The sequence below is a fragment of the Serratia sp. PL7 genome (genome assembly GCF_945957435.1).
The window spans coordinates 1-17,841 of the sequence record NZ_CAMFLB010000007.1; the positions used below are offsets into that span (position 1 = coordinate 1).

At 54.7% G+C, this 17,841-nt stretch carries 13 protein-coding genes; 2 read left to right on the forward strand and 11 right to left on the reverse strand.

The window, feature by feature from the left end:
* Nucleotides 1-180 precede the first annotated feature (180 nt).
* The 4 genes from N6G83_RS26125 to N6G83_RS26140 all read right to left on the reverse strand — a co-directional run bounded on the left by N6G83_RS26125 (nucleotide 181) and on the right by N6G83_RS26140 (nucleotide 6,518).
* On the reverse strand, nucleotides 181-2,421 hold the full coding sequence (locus tag N6G83_RS26125; RefSeq protein ID WP_211135548.1) for a TonB-dependent receptor domain-containing protein: 2,241 nt from the start codon (nucleotides 2,419-2,421) through the stop codon (nucleotides 181-183).
* Between the two features lie 129 nt (nucleotides 2,422-2,550).
* Complete coding sequence (locus N6G83_RS26130) at nucleotides 2,551-4,623, reverse strand: S9 family peptidase (RefSeq protein WP_248006616.1); 2,073 nt, start codon at nucleotides 4,621-4,623, stop codon at nucleotides 2,551-2,553.
* Nucleotides 4,624-4,775: 152 nt separating this feature from the next.
* Nucleotides 4,776-5,576 carry an energy transducer TonB gene (locus N6G83_RS26135; RefSeq protein ID WP_074031466.1) on the reverse strand — a complete coding sequence of 267 codons (801 nt, stop codon included), beginning with the start codon at nucleotides 5,574-5,576 and terminating at the stop codon, nucleotides 4,776-4,778.
* 102 nt (nucleotides 5,577-5,678) lie between these two features.
* Nucleotides 5,679-6,518 (reverse strand): ChaN family lipoprotein, encoded by an 840-nt coding sequence (locus N6G83_RS26140; protein WP_024527101.1) that lies wholly within the window; start codon nucleotides 6,516-6,518, stop codon nucleotides 5,679-5,681.
* A 183-nt stretch (nucleotides 6,519-6,701) separates the two neighbouring features.
* On the opposite strand from N6G83_RS26140, the gene mmuP reads away from it, so the two are divergent.
* Complete coding sequence (gene mmuP / locus N6G83_RS26145) at nucleotides 6,702-8,111, forward strand: S-methylmethionine permease (RefSeq protein WP_024527100.1); 1,410 nt, start codon at nucleotides 6,702-6,704, stop codon at nucleotides 8,109-8,111.
* Nucleotides 8,101-9,039 (forward strand): homocysteine S-methyltransferase, encoded by a 939-nt coding sequence (gene mmuM / locus N6G83_RS26150; protein ID WP_211135551.1) that lies wholly within the window; start codon nucleotides 8,101-8,103, stop codon nucleotides 9,037-9,039. Before mmuP ends, mmuM begins: the two co-directional genes overlap by 11 nt.
* A gap of 45 nt (nucleotides 9,040-9,084) precedes the next feature.
* Here mmuM and maeB read toward each other — a convergent pair whose 3' ends face one another.
* The 7 genes from maeB to N6G83_RS26185 all read right to left on the reverse strand — a co-directional run bounded on the left by maeB (nucleotide 9,085) and on the right by N6G83_RS26185 (nucleotide 17,668).
* A complete protein-coding gene (gene maeB, locus N6G83_RS26155) occupies nucleotides 9,085-11,364 on the reverse strand; it encodes an NADP-dependent oxaloacetate-decarboxylating malate dehydrogenase (protein WP_024527098.1) in 2,280 nt (759 codons plus the stop codon).
* Between the two features lie 330 nt (nucleotides 11,365-11,694).
* Nucleotides 11,695-12,657, reverse strand: a complete 963-nt coding sequence (locus N6G83_RS26160; protein WP_024527097.1) for a sugar-binding transcriptional regulator — start codon at nucleotides 12,655-12,657, stop codon at nucleotides 11,695-11,697.
* Between the two features lie 99 nt (nucleotides 12,658-12,756).
* Nucleotides 12,757-13,413: a dihydroxyacetone kinase subunit DhaL gene (gene dhaL, locus N6G83_RS26165; protein WP_211135552.1), complete on the reverse strand. Its 657-nt coding sequence runs from the start codon at nucleotides 13,411-13,413 to the stop codon at nucleotides 12,757-12,759.
* A 3-nt stretch (nucleotides 13,414-13,416) separates the two neighbouring features.
* Nucleotides 13,417-14,418, reverse strand: coding sequence for a dihydroxyacetone kinase subunit DhaK (locus tag N6G83_RS26170; protein ID WP_074031483.1), 1,002 nt, complete (start codon nucleotides 14,416-14,418; stop codon nucleotides 13,417-13,419).
* Between the two features lie 29 nt (nucleotides 14,419-14,447).
* Nucleotides 14,448-15,206, reverse strand: a complete 759-nt coding sequence (locus tag N6G83_RS26175) for an SDR family oxidoreductase (RefSeq protein ID WP_211135553.1) — start codon at nucleotides 15,204-15,206, stop codon at nucleotides 14,448-14,450.
* Between the two features lie 23 nt (nucleotides 15,207-15,229).
* Nucleotides 15,230-16,489 (reverse strand): MFS transporter, encoded by a 1,260-nt coding sequence (locus N6G83_RS26180; protein WP_024527093.1) that lies wholly within the window; start codon nucleotides 16,487-16,489, stop codon nucleotides 15,230-15,232.
* A gap of 66 nt (nucleotides 16,490-16,555) precedes the next feature.
* Entirely contained in the window at nucleotides 16,556-17,668 is a 1,113-nt protein-coding gene (locus N6G83_RS26185; RefSeq protein WP_065686511.1) for an MDR/zinc-dependent alcohol dehydrogenase-like family protein, read from the reverse strand.
* Nucleotides 17,669-17,841: the final 173 nt, after the last annotated feature.

The window sequence follows — 17,841 nt, forward strand, 5'->3', positions numbered from 1 at the left end:
CCAATTAGCTTCCGTATCTGACTTGCCACCCATTGACTTCTATATCTGAATTCAACCTTGTATTGGCTGAAGTATGAAACGTGCCACATTCGACTCCCGCACCTGAACGCTGCTCCGGAACAGCTCCCTCTCCCTGTGGGAGAGGGTTGGGGTGAGGGGCCGCAAACGCCTCAAATCAGCTTAGAAGCGCACCTCGCCACCAAACAGATAAGTTCGACCGCGGGCGGTGTTGGCCGCAGTAGCCTCATCCCCTTGGATCGGCAGCATATTCAGTTTGTTAAGCGCATCGGAATAGCTTTTATCCATCACGTTTTGCACGCTGAATTTCAGCAATAGGTTACGGTTTATCTGATAGGTGCTGTACAGATCGATAACGGTAGGAATATTTGGCATCTCCTGTTTCATCAACTTCCCGGTTTGCTCACTCATTTCAAAATCAGGAGAAAGACGGCGAGCCTTGCCGGTATATTTGATGATGCTGCCCACGGTCAGCGCTTCGTCAAAGAAACGTAACCCGCTATCCAGAGTAAAATACATGTCCGGCAGTTCGTTGATATCTCCCGCACCAAAGTAGCTACTGGCGATAGAGGTAGGCTGGTCGGTGTGCTGTTTGCTAAATGAGGCACGGGCAAAGCCGCGGCCAGCATCATAATTGGCTTCCAGCTCCACCCCGTGGGTACGCACCGGCGTCAGAGAGTTGACGTAGATATACATGTTATCCGAGAACTCTTCGCTGGCATCGCTCCAGTCATTCTGCAAATTCTCACCCAAACTACACTTGCGGCCATTTCGGCACACCATGTAAGACTCGCTGAAAATATAGTTTTTGATTTTACTGGTGTAAACCACCGCTTTAAAGCGCAGGGTATCCTGCTTGAACAACAGATCGTTGCCGCTGAGGTTAAAGCCGGCCTGCCAGGTTTCTGCACGTTCGCCTTTCAGGAACGGGTTCATCGAAGCGCCTCCGGAGTTAGAGAAGAACACTTCCTGGATGTTGGGGGCACGCATCGATTTGCTGTAGCTGGCAAAAGGTTGCAGCCAAGGCGTGACCTGCGCAGACAGCATCACCGAAGGGTTAAATCCGTGCTCCTTCAGGTCGATGTTGGCACTCCCCTGCGGAAAACACTCCACCCGTAAATCACAGGCCGGTTTAAAGCCAGTGAGCTTGTTGTTGGCATAATTGAGATTGAGATCGAGCTGGTAGATTTCACGGTTGAGTTGCAAGCCAGTGTACAGGCTGGCGATACGCTGGTCGCCCGACGGGGCAAAGGTGTTGTTCTCGATCGCCTCATGTGCCGTCTGCGGATCCTCAATCTGCGATTCGACGTGCTTGTCGTACTGGTTGCGCATCAGTTTACCGCCGTAGGTGAACGCTACGTCGGTCTGCCACAGGCTAAAGCGGCTGGTATTATTGATATCCAGCGCGTCGGAGCGGTTTTCCGCATTGGTATTAAAGAAAGTGAACAGTGAATCACTGTCATACTTCTGATTACCCTTGCTGTGGCTGGCGGTCATATTCAGATCCACCCACTCAGAAAATGGCGCGTAGTGATATTTGAGATAAAAATCGTTGCTGTCGATATCGCGGCGCGAGAATTTATTCTGGTAAGTTCGGGCGGATAATTCAATGCGGTGATATTCGTTGGGCTTGATATCCACCTTGAACAGCTGCGATTTGGGATTTTGCTTCATAAACTCGTCGTAACCAAAATCTTCACTGCTCACGCCGTCGCCGTTGTTGAAGTTGGAATAGATGGAGCTGCCGCTAATGGCAGCCATCACGCCCAAGCTGCCGGTATCGGTAAACGCAGCCCCCTTGGCCCCAACGGCGATCATACCGCTGCGGCCAATACCGTTACTGCCCACGGAGAACTTGGTGCGCACGCCAAACGGATTATCGGCAAACACCACATCATCCACGCCGATAGTGCGGAAGTTGGCGCTGCCAGCCAATGCGTTCACCCCAGATGCACCGCTGTTCTCGCCACGCGCCACGTCGACCCCAACAATAAAATTCGGATCGATCAGCACACCGGATTGATTGTTGGTAGAACCATGGGACATCACGCCAGAGGTCGAGGTGCCAAAATAGCTCTGGGTAATGCCATCAACCATGGTATTTACCCGGCCAAAACCACTCATCCCACGGATATTGACGCTGACCGCCCCTTGGCTGGGATCGATTTGAGTAAAGGTGCCAGGCATGCTGCGCAGGATATTATCTATCGACTGTAGATTTTTATTTTCGTCGCGCGAGCTGAATGCCCCAGGCTTTTCCAATGCCTCCTGTTCGCTGTTATTAGTCGCCGCCGAAACGTTCAGCGGGCTGAATAGCGCTTGGCCTTTATTTTCTGCAGCCAACAGCGGGCCAGACAAAACCATACCGGTGCCAACCGCACCAATAAGCAGTTTAAATTTCATATATCCCCTAAAGTATTGCTATCAAAATCAGTGAGTGATCAATGCTCAGCAGAAAATACCGCCAGGTAGGCGGAAATTAATTATGGTTATTATCTGCCGCGCAGCCATTAAGCTGCGCGGCCAAGAGCCTTATTTTTGCGCTTTTTCGTCCATTGCTAAAATAAAGCTGTATTCCAGCGCGCTATTTTCCAATCGACTCAAGCGGCCCGATTTCCCCCCGTGGCCCGCCGACATATCCGTGGACAGCAATAACACCGCATCCCCCTGCTGGAATTGGCGCAGCTTCGCCACCCATTTGGCGGGTTCCCAATACTGCACCTGTGAATCATAAAGTCCACTGGTGACTAACAGATTCGGGTAGCGCTGCGCGCGCACATTATCGTACGGACTGTAGGACTTGATCAGCGCATAGGGCTGCGGCTGATTGGGGTTGCCCCACTCCTCGTATTCACCGACGGTCAACGGAATGCTGTCATCCAGCATCGTCGTCAGCACATCCACAAAAGGCACCTGAGCCACCACCGCGTTATACAGTTGGGGAGCCTGATTGATCACCGCCCCCACCAGCAAGCCTCCGGCACTGCCTCCCATCGCGTAAACGCGCCCCGGCTGCCCGAATCCCTTATCGATCAGCGCCTGAGTGGCATCGATAAAGTCATTGAAGGTGTTTGGTTTGTTCGTCAGTTTGCCCTGCTGATACCAGTCTTGCCCAAGCTCACCGCCGCCGCGGACGTGGATCAGCGCATAGACGAAACCGCGATCCAACAGGCTAATGCGGTTGGCGCTGAACGCCGGGTCCATACTCATGCCATAGGCACCGTAGCCATACACCACCAGCGGACTTTTGCCAGGTTTGAATTTGGCGCTGTTGTATACCAGCGAGACCGGCACCTTTACTCCGTCGCGGGCGGTGAACCACAAGCGCTCACTGTGATACAGGCCTGGTTCTACGCCCTTCACTTCCTGTCGTTTCAGCAACTCGCGTTTACCGCTGTTGAGATCCCATTCATAGGTGCTGGTTGGCGTGGTCATGGCCGAATAGCCATAGCGCAGGCGGTCACTTTCCGGGTCCGGGTTGTAGCCCAGCCAGGCCATATAGCTGGCATCATCAAACGCAATGCTACGTTGCTCGCCCCCTTGCCAGGCAATCTGCCGTAAATGCACCAGGCCCTCACTGCGCTCTTTCACCACCAACCAGTCACGAAACAGGGCAAAGCTTTCCAGCTCACCGTTTTCCTGTGGAGCGATCAGCGGCTGCCATGGCTGGCTCGCGGACGCAGTCTGGTACAAACCAAAGTGCGGGCTTTGATGATTGGAACGCAGATAAAACTCACCGCGATAATGGTCGAGGTAATATTCGCGCCCGGCCTGACGCGGGGCAAAAAGTTGTACCGGAGTTTGCGGCCGGTTGGCGTCGAGCAGACGCACTTCGGAAGTGGTATTCCCGCTGATGGTGACAATCACGTAATCCCGCGAAGAGGAGAGACCCAAGCTCAGGTAAAATGCCCCATCGTTTTCCTGATACACCAGCTTATCGGCCGCAACCGGCGTACCAAATTGATGGCGGTAGACCTGATAGGGTGACAGCGTTTGGGGATGATTGCGCACATAGAACAAGCTGTTGCCGTCGTTGGCCCACACCATATTGCCCGAGGTGTTTTCAATCACCTCTTTGGCCCAAGTGCCGCTAGCCAGATCGCGCAGGGAAATGCGGTACTGCCTGCGCCCTTGAGTATCCTCCGCCACGGCCAGGCGGCGGTTATCTTCACTGACCGCCATTCCCCCCACGCGGTAATAATCTTGGCCCTGGGCGCGCTGATTGGCATCCAGTAACGTCTGCCAGGCGGAGCCATCCGCAACGGCCTGCCGCTGGTAGACGGCAAACTCCTTACCCGCATCAATGCGTTCCTGATAGCGGTAGCCATTGAGCTGGTAGGGAACCGAGCGATCTTCCGGGCTCATGCGGCCCAGCATTTCGTGATACAACCGATCGCGCAGCGTCTGATACGGCTGCATCACCTGTTCGGTATAATGGTTTTCCGCCGTCAGATAAGCCAACACCTGTTTATTCTGGCGGCTATCATCGCGCAGCCAATAATAATTATCGATTCGTGTTTCGCCCTGGGCGGTTAATTTATGCGGAATAATTTCAGCCTGGGGCGGCTGCGCGGCCACCTTGGTGGCAAAGTTTAATAACCCCATAGAAATCAGTAGATAAGTTACCAAAGGCCTGCGGCAGCGAGCCGATTGAACAGGTAATGTCATAACCCCTCACAATAATTTGAGCGTAGTAACCCCCTCCTATTGCGTGCAACAAGAGATAACGCCTGATGGGTAAATACTTTTTGGCTGGCTTACAACAACGCCAGGTTAAAATCCACTGCCATGGTCACGGCAATTTTGCCTTGGCGCAGCATCTCCGCTGGTGGCGAAGGTAACGGCTGCGCACGCAATATCACCGCCAGCGCTTCACGATCTAACGACGCGGTAGCGGAGGGCGTTTTCAGTACGACATCGGCCACTCGCCCCTGAGCATCCACCACAAAACTCACCACCGGTGCCCCCGAACGCTGACGCCGTTTGGCGTCTGCCGGATAGCGCTTCACTCGGTTGAGCATCCCTTTGACCTGGCTCTCCCAGGAAAGCTTGGCCTGTGCCTGCGCGCTAGAATCGCTGTTTAACGGAGCCGCCACGCGCTGTGCCAGGTTTTGCGCCTTGGGTGCCGCCGTGCTGGCTGCTGCGGAATGCGTGACGTCTTGCTCATTCTCCATCGGAGTTGGCGGCTTTGGCGGCGCTTTACGCTGCTGCTTATGCGCATTTTTACTGCGCTCGGCCACCACAATTTTTGCCGCCTCGGCACGTGCCAGTTCGGGCATCTCCGGCTCCCGCTGCTGTTGCGCAGGCCGTGCTGCGGAACTGTCTGCTTGTTGCTGCACCCCCAGCGGCAACGGTTTAGGCTGGCTTGGCGCTTCGATCTGCCCCGCCCAACTGAGCATGATCGCCGGTGGCGGCATCAGCACCGGCGGCAACGAAGTTTGCGGCCAGTAAAACAGCCATACCAGCGCCAGATGAACGCCTAGCGCATACAGTAAACCACGCCCCCAGCGCGGCTGCGGCAGAGCAGCCGCCTGAGTGCTATAAGGCTGACTAAACATAGGGATAGTAGATTACCTAATTGCGAATGATTGCAGATCACATTTGATAATGATAATCATTTGTAAATATTAATGACAGATCTTTTCGCTATCCTGACGTAATCATTTTGCGGTTGGCGTGACCCACAGGTAATCCGCCATGGACCGATCGATGGCCATGCCCTGCTCTGCCAGCATCAACACCGTAAATTTGGCACCGGGCTGCAGATCCTGGATATGCAGCGGCACACCGACCGTTCTGGAGGCATGATATCCGCCCGCCATCAGCAGTGCAGGGGTGGGTGCAGCCAGTAAACTTTCGGCCATACGGCGATCGCGCTGCTGCTGAATGGCGAGCATGGCATGCAGCTGCACCTCATCAATTTTGCCGTCATGGGAATCACGGATGGTGACAGCAAGCGCCTGCTGAACTTCTGGGCGCACGGAAAGCTGGCCTTTGGGGAATTCGGGCCGCTGATAAAACGCCATGATTTCGCTGCGATCGAGGTTGGCGGATAACAGAGGATAAGGTGCACGCATCGCCGCCATTACCACGTCACCATACAGTGACCACTTCCAACTGGTTTGCCAGGCTGTCAGTTCAGCTACGCGGCTATCACGTACCGTCGGTTCGGTTTGCAGCCACTGCTTTACTTCATCCACTTTGCCTTGCTGGCTGGGCGTGATCATCTCCATCAGCACGCTGCCCTGCGGTCTTAGCTTAGGTAATTGCTCTACCAGCCACAGTTCGATCTGGTGGTGATAAGGATTGTCGTGCTTTTCACCCACGATCACCCGTGGCTGATCTGCCAGGCGCGTCAGTAACTGCTGCGGCGTCAATATCTCGCCACTGCGTAAATCAACAATCTTGCCTAGCGTGGTAATGTCGCTTTTCGGGGGAGAGGTCGGCCCCTGGCTACAGGCCGTAAGCACCAACGTTGCAAACAATATCAGAAACTTCATGTTGTCTTTCCTTACACAAAAGTGGCGACATTATAGATAATAATTATCATTTGCATATAGAAATTGGCAGCACCTGGTGGCCGACACCTGTTTTTTCGTTACCGTGTTTTGAGTTACGTTGATTTCGCGTAATGGAACGGGTATAACTGATAGCCATTTAGACGTCTATACGGATAGAGTGTTATGCAACCTGCCGCTGAAGGGCAATTCAAACGCACCATGAAAGCCCGGCATTTGGTGATGCTGTCGCTGGGCGGCGTGATCGGTACCGGTCTGTTTTTCAACACCGGCTATATCATCTCCACTACCGGTGCACTAGGCACCCTGCTGGCCTATTTGATTGGCGCTGTCGTGGTCTATCTGGTCATGCTGTGTCTGGGAGAACTTGCCGTCGCCATGCCGGAAACCGGCGCATTTCACGTCTATGCGGCACGCTATCTTGGCCCGGCTACCGGCTATACCGTTGCCTGGCTATACTGGCTGACCTGGACCGTCGCGTTGGGCTCCAGCCTGACTGCCGCCGGTTTCTGTATGCAATACTGGTTTCCACAATCACCGGTCTGGTTGTGGTGCCTGATTTTCTGTCTGGCCATTTTTCTGCTCAATGTCATTACCACCCGCTTCTTCGCCGAAAGTGAATTCTGGTTCTCGCTGATCAAGGTGATCACCATTCTGGCGTTTATCGTGCTAGGTGGTGCAGCCATGTTTGGCCTGATCCCGATGAAAGACGGCACACCAGCGCCCTTCCTGAGTAACCTGACCTCATCGGGTTGGCTGCCCAATGGAACGTTACCGATCCTCATGACCATGGTAGCGGTCAATTTCGCCTTCTCCGGTACTGAGCTAATCGGCATTGCGGCGGGCGAAACCGAAAATCCGGAAAAAGTGGTGCCCTGGGCCATCCGCACTACGGTGGTCCGCCTGATGGTGTTCTTTATCGGTACGGTATTTATCCTGGCAGCGCTGATCCCTATGGAGCAGGCAGGGATCGTGAAAAGTCCGTTTGTTCTGGTCTTTGAGCGCATTGGTGTGCCTTATGCCGCCGATATTTTTAACTTCGTGATCCTGACAGCCATTCTCTCGGCCGCCAACTCCGGGCTGTATGCTTCGGGGCGCATGCTGTGGTCGCTGGCCAATCAGCGCACCATGCCTGCCTATTTTTCACGGGTGAATGCGCGCGGGATCCCGATGAATGCATTGACGTTCAGCATGCTCGGCGGCGTGCTGGCCCTGTTGACCAGCGTGATCGCTCCCGATACGGTGTTTGTGGCACTGTCTGCCATCTCCGGCTTTGCGGTCGTTGCCGTCTGGCTGAGCATCTGTGCCGCCCACTACGTTTTTCGCCGCCGCTATCTGCGCAGCGGTCAGCCAATTGAAGGGCTGAAATACCGTGCACCAGGCTATCCGCTGACGCCTATTGTCGGCTTTGCGCTGTGTTTATTGGCCTGTATCGGTCTGGCATTCGACCCAGAGCAACGCGTGGCGCTGTATTGCGGCCTGCCGTTTGTGGCGATCTGTTATCTGGCCTATTACCTGACCCGGCGTTCCGGGCAGAAAAACCTACTGAACACCGGAGAAGAACATGTCGGTTAACAACCCTCTGGCCGCCTTGCTGGCCGATAACCGCACGTTGATTTTGGACGGGGCAATGGCCACCGAACTGGAGGCCCGAGGTTGCGATCTCACCGATCCGTTGTGGTCGGCAAAAGTGCTGATTGAAAACCCGGAGCTGATTTATCAGGTGCATCTGGATTACTTCAATGCAGGAGCACAGTGCGCCATTACCGCCAGCTATCAGGCCACGCCCCAAGGTTTTTTACGCCGAGGCCTGGATGAGTCGCAATCGTTGGCACTGATCGCCCAAAGCGTCCACCTGGCACAGCAGGCACGCGCCGATTATCTGGCCCAGCGCCCGCAGCAATTGCCTTTACTGGTTGCCGGTTCGGTCGGCCCTTATGGTGCCTATCTGGCGGATGGATCCGAATACCGTGGCGACTACCATCTGCCGCAAGCAGAGATGATCGCGTTCCATCGTCCGCGTATCACTGCTCTGGCCAATGCTGGAGTGGATCTCCTGGCATGTGAAACGCTGCCTTCGTTCGCCGAATTACAGGCCCTGCTGGCGCTACTGGCGGAATTCCCAGCGCTGGGTGGGTGGTTCTCTTTCACTCTGCGCGATAGCCAGCATCTAAGCGATGGTACACCACTGGCCGTCGTCATGGCTGAGCTTAACGATAACCCGCAGGTACTGGCAGTAGGCGTCAATTGTATCGCGTTGGAAAACGTCACGCCGGCGTTGCAGCAGCTTGCCGCGCTGAGCAATAAACCGTTACTGGTTTACCCTAACTCCGGCGAACACTACGACGCGGTGAGCAAAACCTGGCACAGCTGCGGTAACCACCAGCATCATCTGATTAATCAGTTGGCCGATTGGCAGCATGCCGGGGCCCGCTTGATTGGCGGCTGTTGCCGAACCACGCCTGCCGACATTCAGGCGATTGCCGAACGCTGCCACGCATAAAAAAACCCCCTGTGGCCGAAGCCGCAGGGGGTCTCTTTCACGCTATCACAGCGGTTGGGTTTGTGCTTCCACTACGGCCAATGCCACCATGTTGACGATACGGCGCACTGAGGCGATCGGCGTCAGGATATGTACCGGTTTCGATACGCCCATCAATACCGGCCCTACCGTTACCCCCTCGGAAGACGAGACACGCAGCAGGTTGTAGCTGATCCGTGCCGCTTCCATACTTGGCATGATCAGGATGTTGGCCGCGCCTTTCAGCGGGCTGTCCGGCATCAAATCGTGGCGGATACTTTCCACCAGCGCGGCGTCACCGTGCATCTCACCGTCGATCTCCAATCCTGGCGCCATCTGATTGACCAGTTCCAGCGTTTTACGCATTTTGCTCGCCGACGGGCAATTGGAAGAACCAAAGCTGGAGTGGGACAACAGCGCCACCTTCGGTTCAATCCCGAAGCGCCGTACCGTGTCTGCCGCCATCAGGGTGATTTCTGCCAGCTGTTCCGGCGTTGGGTCATCGTTGACGTAGGTATCGGCGATAAAGGTGTTGCCACTCGGCAGCAGTAAGGCGTTCATCGCCCCTGCCACATGCACCCCTTCACGGAACCCGAACACCTTTTCCACTACGTCATAATGCTCGTGGTAGCTACCGATGGTGCCACAGATCATGGCATCGGCCTCCCCACGGTGCAGCATGATGGCAGCAATCAGCGTTGGGTTACCGATCACCGCACGGCGAGCCTGCTCCTGGGAAACACCACGGCGCTTCATGATCTGGTAATACTCACCCCAGTATTCATTAAAACGCGGATCGGACTCGTTATTCACCACTTCAAAGTCTTTGCCCGCCGTCAGCTGCAGGCCGAGTTTCTTCAGGCGCATTTCAATTACGCTTGGGCGGCCCACCAGGATCGGATAAGCCAGCCCCTGCGATACCAGCTCTTGAGTGGCATGCAGCACGCGCTCTTCTTCACCTTCGGCCATTACCACGCGTTTCACTTCTTTCTTCGCCTGGGAGAAGATCGGCTTCATAAACAGGTTGGTTTTGTAGACGAACTCGGTCAGTTTCTCCACGTAAGCATCAAAGTCTTCGATCGGGCGCATCGCCACGCCGGAATCCATGGCTGCCTTGGCTACCGCCGGGGCGATTTTGACAATCAGGCGCGGATCGAACGGTTTGGGAATGATGTATTCCGGGCCAAAGGAGAGGTCCTGATCGCCATACGCCGAAGCCACCACGTCGCTCTGCTCTGCCAGCGCCAGATCGGCAATAGCGTGCACGCAGGCCAGCTTCATCTCTTCGTTGATGGTCGTGGCCCCCACATCCAGCGCGCCACGGAAGATGAACGGGAAGCACAGCACGTTGTTCACCTGGTTGGGATAATCAGAACGGCCGGTACAGATGATCGCATCTGGGCGCACCGCTTTCGCCAACGGCGGCAGAATTTCCGGTTCCGGGTTAGCCAGCGCCATGATCAGCGGATCTCTGGCCATGGTTTTCACCATGTCCTGCGTCAACACGCCAGGGCCGGAGCAACCCAGGAAAATATCGGCATTGGGAATGGCATCCCCCAGCGTACGCTGGCCGTTATCCGCAATGGCATACGCCGCCTTGGTTTCTTCCATCTTGGCGTCGCGGCCCTGATAGATCACGCCTTTGGAGTCGCAAACGGTGATGTTCTGCTTGCTCAGACCCAACGCAACCAGCAGGTTCAAACAGGCAATCGAGGCCGCACCGGCTCCCGATACCACCAGGCGTACGTCGGAGATGTTTTTCTTCACCACCCGCAGGCCGTTGAGCACCGCAGCGGTGGTAATAATCGCCGTGCCGTGCTGATCGTCATGGAACACCGGGATCTTCATACGCTCACGCAGCTTCTTCTCAATATAGAAGCACTCGGGCGCTTTGATATCCTCCAGGTTAATGCCGCCGAAGGTCGGTTCCAGCGCGGCGATCACGTCAATCAGCTTGTCAGGATCGAGTTCATCGACTTCGATATCGAACACGTCAATACCGGAAAACTTCTTAAACAGAACCCCTTTACCTTCCATGACCGGCTTACCGGCCAGCGCCCCGATATTCCCCAACCCCAGCACCGCGGTGCCGTTGGAGATCACCGCCACCAGGTTACCCTTGGCGGTATATTTATAAGCGGCCAGCGGGTCGGCAGCAATTTCCAGGCAGGGAGCAGCCACGCCCGGCGAATAGGCCAAGGCCAGATCGCGCTGCGTAGCTAGCGGTTTAGTCGGCGATACCTGGATTTTCCCTGGGACCGGAAACTGATGGAAATCAAGGGCACTCTGTTTGAGCTGTTCGTCCATTATGGGTTCCTTTGCTTTCTTCTTTTATGTTGAGGTAAGGCTTTATCGCTGAACTAGTATAGTGAGAGAATCGTCACAAACTTTGAAGCGTGCCATAACCTTGGGCGAAACTTGTAAATAAAAGTTAAAAGGAAGTTAAGCGAACAGAAAAGCAGCAATTTTGGTTATGCCTGCGTCAGTCGTTTACCACTCACGCAGCAAATCTCACTGTCGCTTCCGTTGCATTGCTCAAGTGCCAGGCGGGCAAGGTTCGCAGGTAGAATGTGGCCTGGAGGGGGGAAGTGCAAAGGGTTCAACCTGACGCAGTTAAACCCCTTTTTACCGTAGCGATTACTGTGACATATTAAGAATGGTGCGGATGTTGAGGGCACTGGTCGCGATAATATCGATCGCCCCGGTGCGCAGCGCGCCCAGAATAGCCAACGCTTTGGTATTCTCAGAGGCAATGGCGATCACACAAGGGATTTTCCGCAGTTCATCAATGCTCAGGCCAATGACGCGATCGTTCATCACCGTATCCACATGCATCCCCTGCGCATTGAAAAAGTCATAACCGGCGATATCACCGATCACTCCCTGATTCAGACTGGCATCAATGATCTCGTGGGGAGTAAACCAGCCAAGCTTTACCATGTAGCTGTTTTCGTTCATATCACCGATCCCCACCAGGGCCACATCGGCCTTGCGCGCCCGATCCAGGGTTTCCTTGATGGTGCCGTTTTGCATAAACGCCTCTTTCAGCGCCCGGTTTTCAACATATGCCGGGGCATACAGCGTCTCGCTGCTACCACCAAACTTCTTCGCCAAACGGCGGCTGATGTGGTCAGCATTTATAGCGTCACCAGGACGATGCGTCCCCCCAATGCCACAGATAAATTTACAGCTTTTTGGTGCCACGCTGCCCACATGGTCGGCGATCGCGGCCACGTTACGCCCTTGGCCAACCGCCAGCACCATATTATCTTTCAATGACATAGCCAGATAGCCGGAAACCAATGCTGCTACCTGACGCCGCTGTTCTTCCTCATCCTGATGATCCAGCGCGATTAATGCACGGCTGAGGGAAAAGCGCTCCAGCATTTGCTGCTCCAGCCGGGTACTGAATACCGGATGATAGCGGACGGTGATCTCAACAATGCCTTCTTCTTTAGCCCGTTTGAGTAAACGCCCGACCTTAATCCGCGAAATACCGAACTTTTTTGCAATCTCCTCCTGAGTGATTTCGTCCTGATAATAAGCCACGGCAATTTCAGTCAGCAGTTCGTTATCCTGGGATCCTGTTTTTTTTTCCATCCGTTACACGTTTCCCCACGGCAGATTAGTCTTTTTCAATAGAAGATGGGTTCAGCATGCCGAACCCATCTTATCGCATTGCTCGCTAGTATAACCTGTTCAAGCGGCAACGGTATTCAAGCGTTGTTCTACTGCATCAGCCAGTTGGCATAAAAGTAGACAGCAGGATACCGCACCAGCATCCAGCGCACCGCGCGAACGTTCCCCCAACCGGCTCGCGCGGCCAATCTTGGCAACCAGATCGCGAGTTGAATCACGTCCGGCAACGGCAGCCTGTTTCAACTGTTCCAGCGATTCACTGAAGCTATCACCGCGCCGAACCGCCTGCTCAAACCCTTCGATCGCAGGGATCAGCGTATCCATCAGGCATTTGTCGCCTACGCCAGCGCTGCTGATGTCTTGCAGTTCAGTGAGCCCATTGCGCAGCATGGCCAGAAAAACCTGTTTATCCAGCGCCGTTTTATCGCGCACGCCGTCGGCCATGCCCATGAACAGACTGCCATACAGCGGCCCCATCGAGCCACCAATCCCTTCCATCAGCGCGTCCGCTACCGCGTCGAAAGCCTGTGCCAACGACAGATTTTGGCCCTTGATGGACTCACTACATAAGGTGAAGCCTTTTGACATATTAATGCCGTGATCGCCGTCGCCAATCGCACCATCTATCTCACTGAGATACTCACGATTGCTGACAATCACGCCAATCAGCGCCGTGACGATCTCATTGCCATACTGCGTCGAAATTTGTGTGGTCATGATTCACTCCACCTGGGTTAGGCCCAATGAATGAGCGGGCATATCGAGCAACGTTTTCAATTGGTCGTCGAGCTTCATCACGGTTAGCGTCACCCCCATCATTTCCAGAGAGGTAAAATAGTTCCCCACATAGCGACGGTGAACCTTGATGCCACGCTCCGTCAGCCGCTTTTCAACCTCGGCATAATAGATGTAGAGCTCCATCACCGGCGTGGCCCCCAGGCCAGAAATCAGCAAGGCGACTTCCTGCCCCTTGTTCAACGGCATATCATTGAGCACAAAGTCGAGCATGGTGCCAGCCATCGCAGACGCCGACTGGATCGGTGATACCTCAATCCCAGGCTCGCCGTGATGACCAATCCCGATCTCCATTTGGCCATCGGCAATATGAAAGTTGGGCTTACCTACCGCCGGGATGGTGCAAGAGCTGAGCCCGACCCCAATCGAGCGGCAATTGCCAATGGCTTTTTGCGCAGCATCAATCACTCCGTCGAGATCGTAACCCAGTGCTGCGGCAGCGGCCCCGATTTTCCACATTAGAATTTCACCGGCGACGCCACGGCGCTTTTCAATTTCACTGGCGGGCGCAGAGGCAACATCATCATTTGCCACCACGGTTTTTACCGCGATACCGGCGGCGCTGGCCTTCTTCATCGCCATTTTGACGTTCATATTATCGCCAGCATAGTTGCCATACAGGCAGGCAACCCCCGCCCCGCTGTCCGCAGCCTTGAACGCATCCAGAAATGCTCCCGCCGTTGGCGAAGAGAAAATCTCACCGATGGCAACAGCATCGAGCATGTTCTTGCCAACATAACCCAGAAACGCTGGCTCATGCCCCGAGCCCCCACCGGTAACAATGCCCACTTTGCCTTTGATCGGTGCGGCAGGGTATTTGAGCACTCGTGCATTATCGGTCGCGGTAAAATATTCCGGATGAGCCTTCAGGTAGCCCTGAATGGCATCTTCCACGACGTGATCGGGATCGTTAATGATTCTGTTCATCATGGCCTCTCTTTCGCCTGAGTATCGAGTTATTGAATGGTGTAACCGCCGTCAACCACCAGATTGCTGCCGGTGATCATGCTGGCCGCATCGCTCGCCAAAAACAGCGCACTGGCGGCAATATCCTCGGGTTCGGCAAAGCGCCTTAGGGGAATCTTCTGCTTCATTTGTTCCGCAACCTCGCCTGACCATGCTTTGCGCCCCAACTCGGTCAGCACCACCGTGGGTGAAATGGCGTTTACCCGCACGTTGTGCGGCCCCCATTCCAGTGCCAGAACCTGGGTCAAACCAATCACGCCGGCCTTGCTGGCGCAGTAAGCCAGATGATTGGGCAAGGCGACTACACCGGCCTGCGAGGCCAGGTTGATAATGCTGCCACTGCCCTGACGAATCAAATAGTGGCCCACGGCCTGGCTGGTAAGGAACACCCCTTTCAGGTTCACCGCCATGGTGTTATCCCAAGCATCTTCGGGCAGTTCTTCCGCCGGATACAGCGCGACGATCCCGGCGCTATTGACCAGCACATCCAGCCGCCCGAAATGGGCATTAGCCTGCGCAACAGCCTGTTCTACCGAGGCTTTGTCGGTGACATCCATCACGATGCCCAACGCCTGCTGCTGATCCAGCTGTTGGGCAATCTGCACCACCTGTGCAGCGCGATCCAACAGCACAACCTGCGCGCCGTTTTGCAGATAGCATTTGGCAACAGCCAGACCTATTCCCGCCGCGCCGCCGGTTATCAACGCCACTTTCCCTTGCAAGGCTCCCTTGCTTTGACCAGTAATCATAGAAAACTCCCTCAAACGGTTAGTTACGCCAAGCTGTGATGATTTTCTTCCACGGTGGCAGGCACGGCTTTAGGCAAGGTGACATATTTCATCAATACGCCGCTGAACAAATACAGGCCGGTGAAAATCCAAATCACCCCACTGCTCCCCAAGCTGCCAATAAACAACCCTACCACTGCCGGGCCAACGAAGGTGCTCAACCCCGCGCCGAGATTCAGGATCGACATGGCGGCACCTTTATTCTCCGGGGCCAACGTTGGCATAATGGCCGAAAGAGGTACGAAGGCAGCCAGGCAAGCACCGAATAGCCCGGCGGCCACGACGGTCAGCAGAAAATTGGGGCCAAGGAAATAAGGCACGTAATAGAACATCAGCGTGGTGATAGCGCAGCCGACGCAACCGAACCACATGACGACGTTACGCCAGCCCAGGCCGTCGCTGATCACCCCAAAGATCAGGTTGAAGATAATGTTCACCGTCCACAGTGCCGCATACATCTGTAGCCAGTCTGTGCGGCTAAACCCGATATCCATCATGTACATCGGCATAAACACCACAAAGCCGTACGCCGCAGAGGTATTGATGGTGCGGACAATGCCACCCAGGCCGATTTTCGGGTTCTCAAACGCAATGGTGATCCCCTTGAGCACATAGCTGAGGGAGGCTTTTTGCTTGTCCCCCACGTCGCTATGGCCAGGGGTGCGGTTAAGCATCAGTGCGATCATCGCCCCGAGTACCACAAAGATTAATGCGCTCCATAAGGTGTGAATTTCCCCCAGGAACGGCAGCATGATGCTGGAGTAGAGCACGCCCAGTACGCTCAACCCACCGCTGTAGACAAACCAGAAAATCCCCACGGCGGAACCCAGCCTCTCCGGCGGAGCCTCATAGGCGACCCATACCAGAAAACCATAGGCAAACAGGGGATAGCCCAGCCCGCGCAGCGCATAGGTCGGTATCATCACCGACAGGTTATTACTGGGTAATCCCCACACCAGAAAACACACCGAGCCCAGCAAGAACAGCAACAATCCAGCCAGCATGACGCGACGAGCGGTAAAGATTTCCGCCAAAACGCCGGAAAACCAGGCGGAGATTGCCGCAGCAAAACCGTAAACGCTAAACAGCAGCGCAGATTCCTGAATGGTTAAGCCTTTGCCGATCAAATAGGGTGAAAGCCAGCCTTGTTCCAGCCCCTCCCCCATCATAAAGACCAACACACCGGCATAACCGAGCATTAATTTTGGTGACAGACCAATGCGATGAATCAGTCCATTCAGCATAAAACACCCCAGCACATTGAATTGTGGAGGTGCAGGCTAGCCCGCACCCGAAGAATGATGCAGGCATTACAGGTTTGGGTTGAGCACCACTTTGATTGAGCCGATGCCCCGTTTCATCATGGCGAAGCCTTCAGCAAACTGCTCGAGTGGCAACGTTTGAGTGACGACGCCTTTGGTGGGCAGATCGCCATTGCGTATCCCTTCAATCACCAACGGATAACAATAAGGGCCCAGGTGCGACCCCAGCACGTCCAGCTCCTTACGATCGCTGATAATGCTCCAATCGACGGTCACCGGATCTTTAAACACCGAGAACTCGACAAAGGTGCCCAATTTGCGGATCAGCATCAGCCCCTGTTCGACAGATTGCTGCGCGCCGGTGGCTTCAATGTAGATATCGCAGCCGTAGCCTTCGGTCATGTCCTTAACGATCGCCATCACATCATCGCGCAGTGGGTTCAGCACGATGTCGGCACCAAATTCTTTCGCTAACGCCAGGCGCTCGTCAGACAGATCGAGCACCACCAGCTTCGATGGGCCAGATTTTTTAATCGCCCCGATCATCCCTAACCCCAGCGTTCCGGCCCCGGCCAGCACCACCACGTCACCCAGTTTGATATTGGCGCGCTGTACCGCATGGAAAGAACAGGCATAGGGTTCGATCAGAATGGCGTCCTCGATCGGCATATCCGCAGGAACGTGGTAGTTGATGGCCTCTTTGGTGAACTTCATGTATTCCGCCATACCGCCATTAACGTTTTTCTGGAAGCCGTACAGGTCGTGTTTCTCACACATCCAATACTGGCCACGGTTACAGAAGCGGCATTGCCAGCAGGGGACTATCTGTTCAGAGATCACCCGATCGCCCAGCTTAAATCCCTCAACGCCTTCACCATATCCCACCACGTGGCCGATAAATTCGTGGCCAGGGATCATCGGCGCTTTGATGTAAGCCGGTTGTTTTTCATCCCCCCAAAAGCTGGCGGCTCCTTCAAACGCTTTAACGTCACCGGCGCAGATGCCGCAGGCTTCAACTTTCACCAGGATCTCTTTCGGGCCAATTTTCGGTACCGCCACAATCTCTAGGCGATAGTCCTTCGGGGCATAGGCCACCACCGCTTTCATGGTTTCAGGAATGCCTTCGGCCATGTTTGCCGCTGTTACGCAGTTCTGACACATAGTTCTATCCTCGGGTAGGGTTTATTTTTATGATCATAAGTACACGCAAAGAACAAATAAACACTACATACTCTCAACATGTTTGCCCACCACCAACCTTTGAAATTGTGATCCTGCTCAAGAAGCCCCCTTAAAGTCATCATAAAGGCCTTTATACCGATTTATTCGTGACG

What these genes read in the sequence shown, in the direction of transcription:
- N6G83_RS26125 (WP_211135548.1), bottom strand. Translation starts at nt 2,421, where the DNA reads ATGAAATTTAAACTGCTTATTGGTGCGGTTGGCACCGGTATGGTTTTG.
- dhaL (WP_211135552.1), bottom strand. Translation starts at nt 13,413, where the DNA reads ATGACCACACAAATTTCGACGCAGTATGGCAATGAGATCGTCACGGCG.
- N6G83_RS26130 (WP_248006616.1), bottom strand. Translation starts at nt 4,623, where the DNA reads ATGGGGTTATTAAACTTTGCCACCAAGGTGGCCGCGCAGCCGCCCCAG.
- maeB (WP_024527098.1), bottom strand. Translation starts at nt 11,364, where the DNA reads ATGGACGAACAGCTCAAACAGAGTGCCCTTGATTTCCATCAGTTTCCG.
- mmuM (WP_211135551.1), top strand. Translation starts at nt 8,101, where the DNA reads ATGTCGGTTAACAACCCTCTGGCCGCCTTGCTGGCCGATAACCGCACG.
- N6G83_RS26185 (WP_065686511.1), bottom strand. Translation starts at nt 17,668, where the DNA reads ATGTGTCAGAACTGCGTAACAGCGGCAAACATGGCCGAAGGCATTCCT.
- mmuP (WP_024527100.1), top strand. Translation starts at nt 6,702, where the DNA reads ATGCAACCTGCCGCTGAAGGGCAATTCAAACGCACCATGAAAGCCCGG.
- N6G83_RS26170 (WP_074031483.1), bottom strand. Translation starts at nt 14,418, where the DNA reads ATGAACAGAATCATTAACGATCCCGATCACGTCGTGGAAGATGCCATT.
- N6G83_RS26180 (WP_024527093.1), bottom strand. Translation starts at nt 16,489, where the DNA reads ATGCTGAATGGACTGATTCATCGCATTGGTCTGTCACCAAAATTAATG.
- N6G83_RS26175 (WP_211135553.1), bottom strand. Translation starts at nt 15,206, where the DNA reads ATGATTACTGGTCAAAGCAAGGGAGCCTTGCAAGGGAAAGTGGCGTTG.
- N6G83_RS26160 (WP_024527097.1), bottom strand. Translation starts at nt 12,657, where the DNA reads ATGGAAAAAAAAACAGGATCCCAGGATAACGAACTGCTGACTGAAATT.
- N6G83_RS26135 (WP_074031466.1), bottom strand. Translation starts at nt 5,576, where the DNA reads ATGTTTAGTCAGCCTTATAGCACTCAGGCGGCTGCTCTGCCGCAGCCG.
- N6G83_RS26140 (WP_024527101.1), bottom strand. Translation starts at nt 6,518, where the DNA reads ATGAAGTTTCTGATATTGTTTGCAACGTTGGTGCTTACGGCCTGTAGC.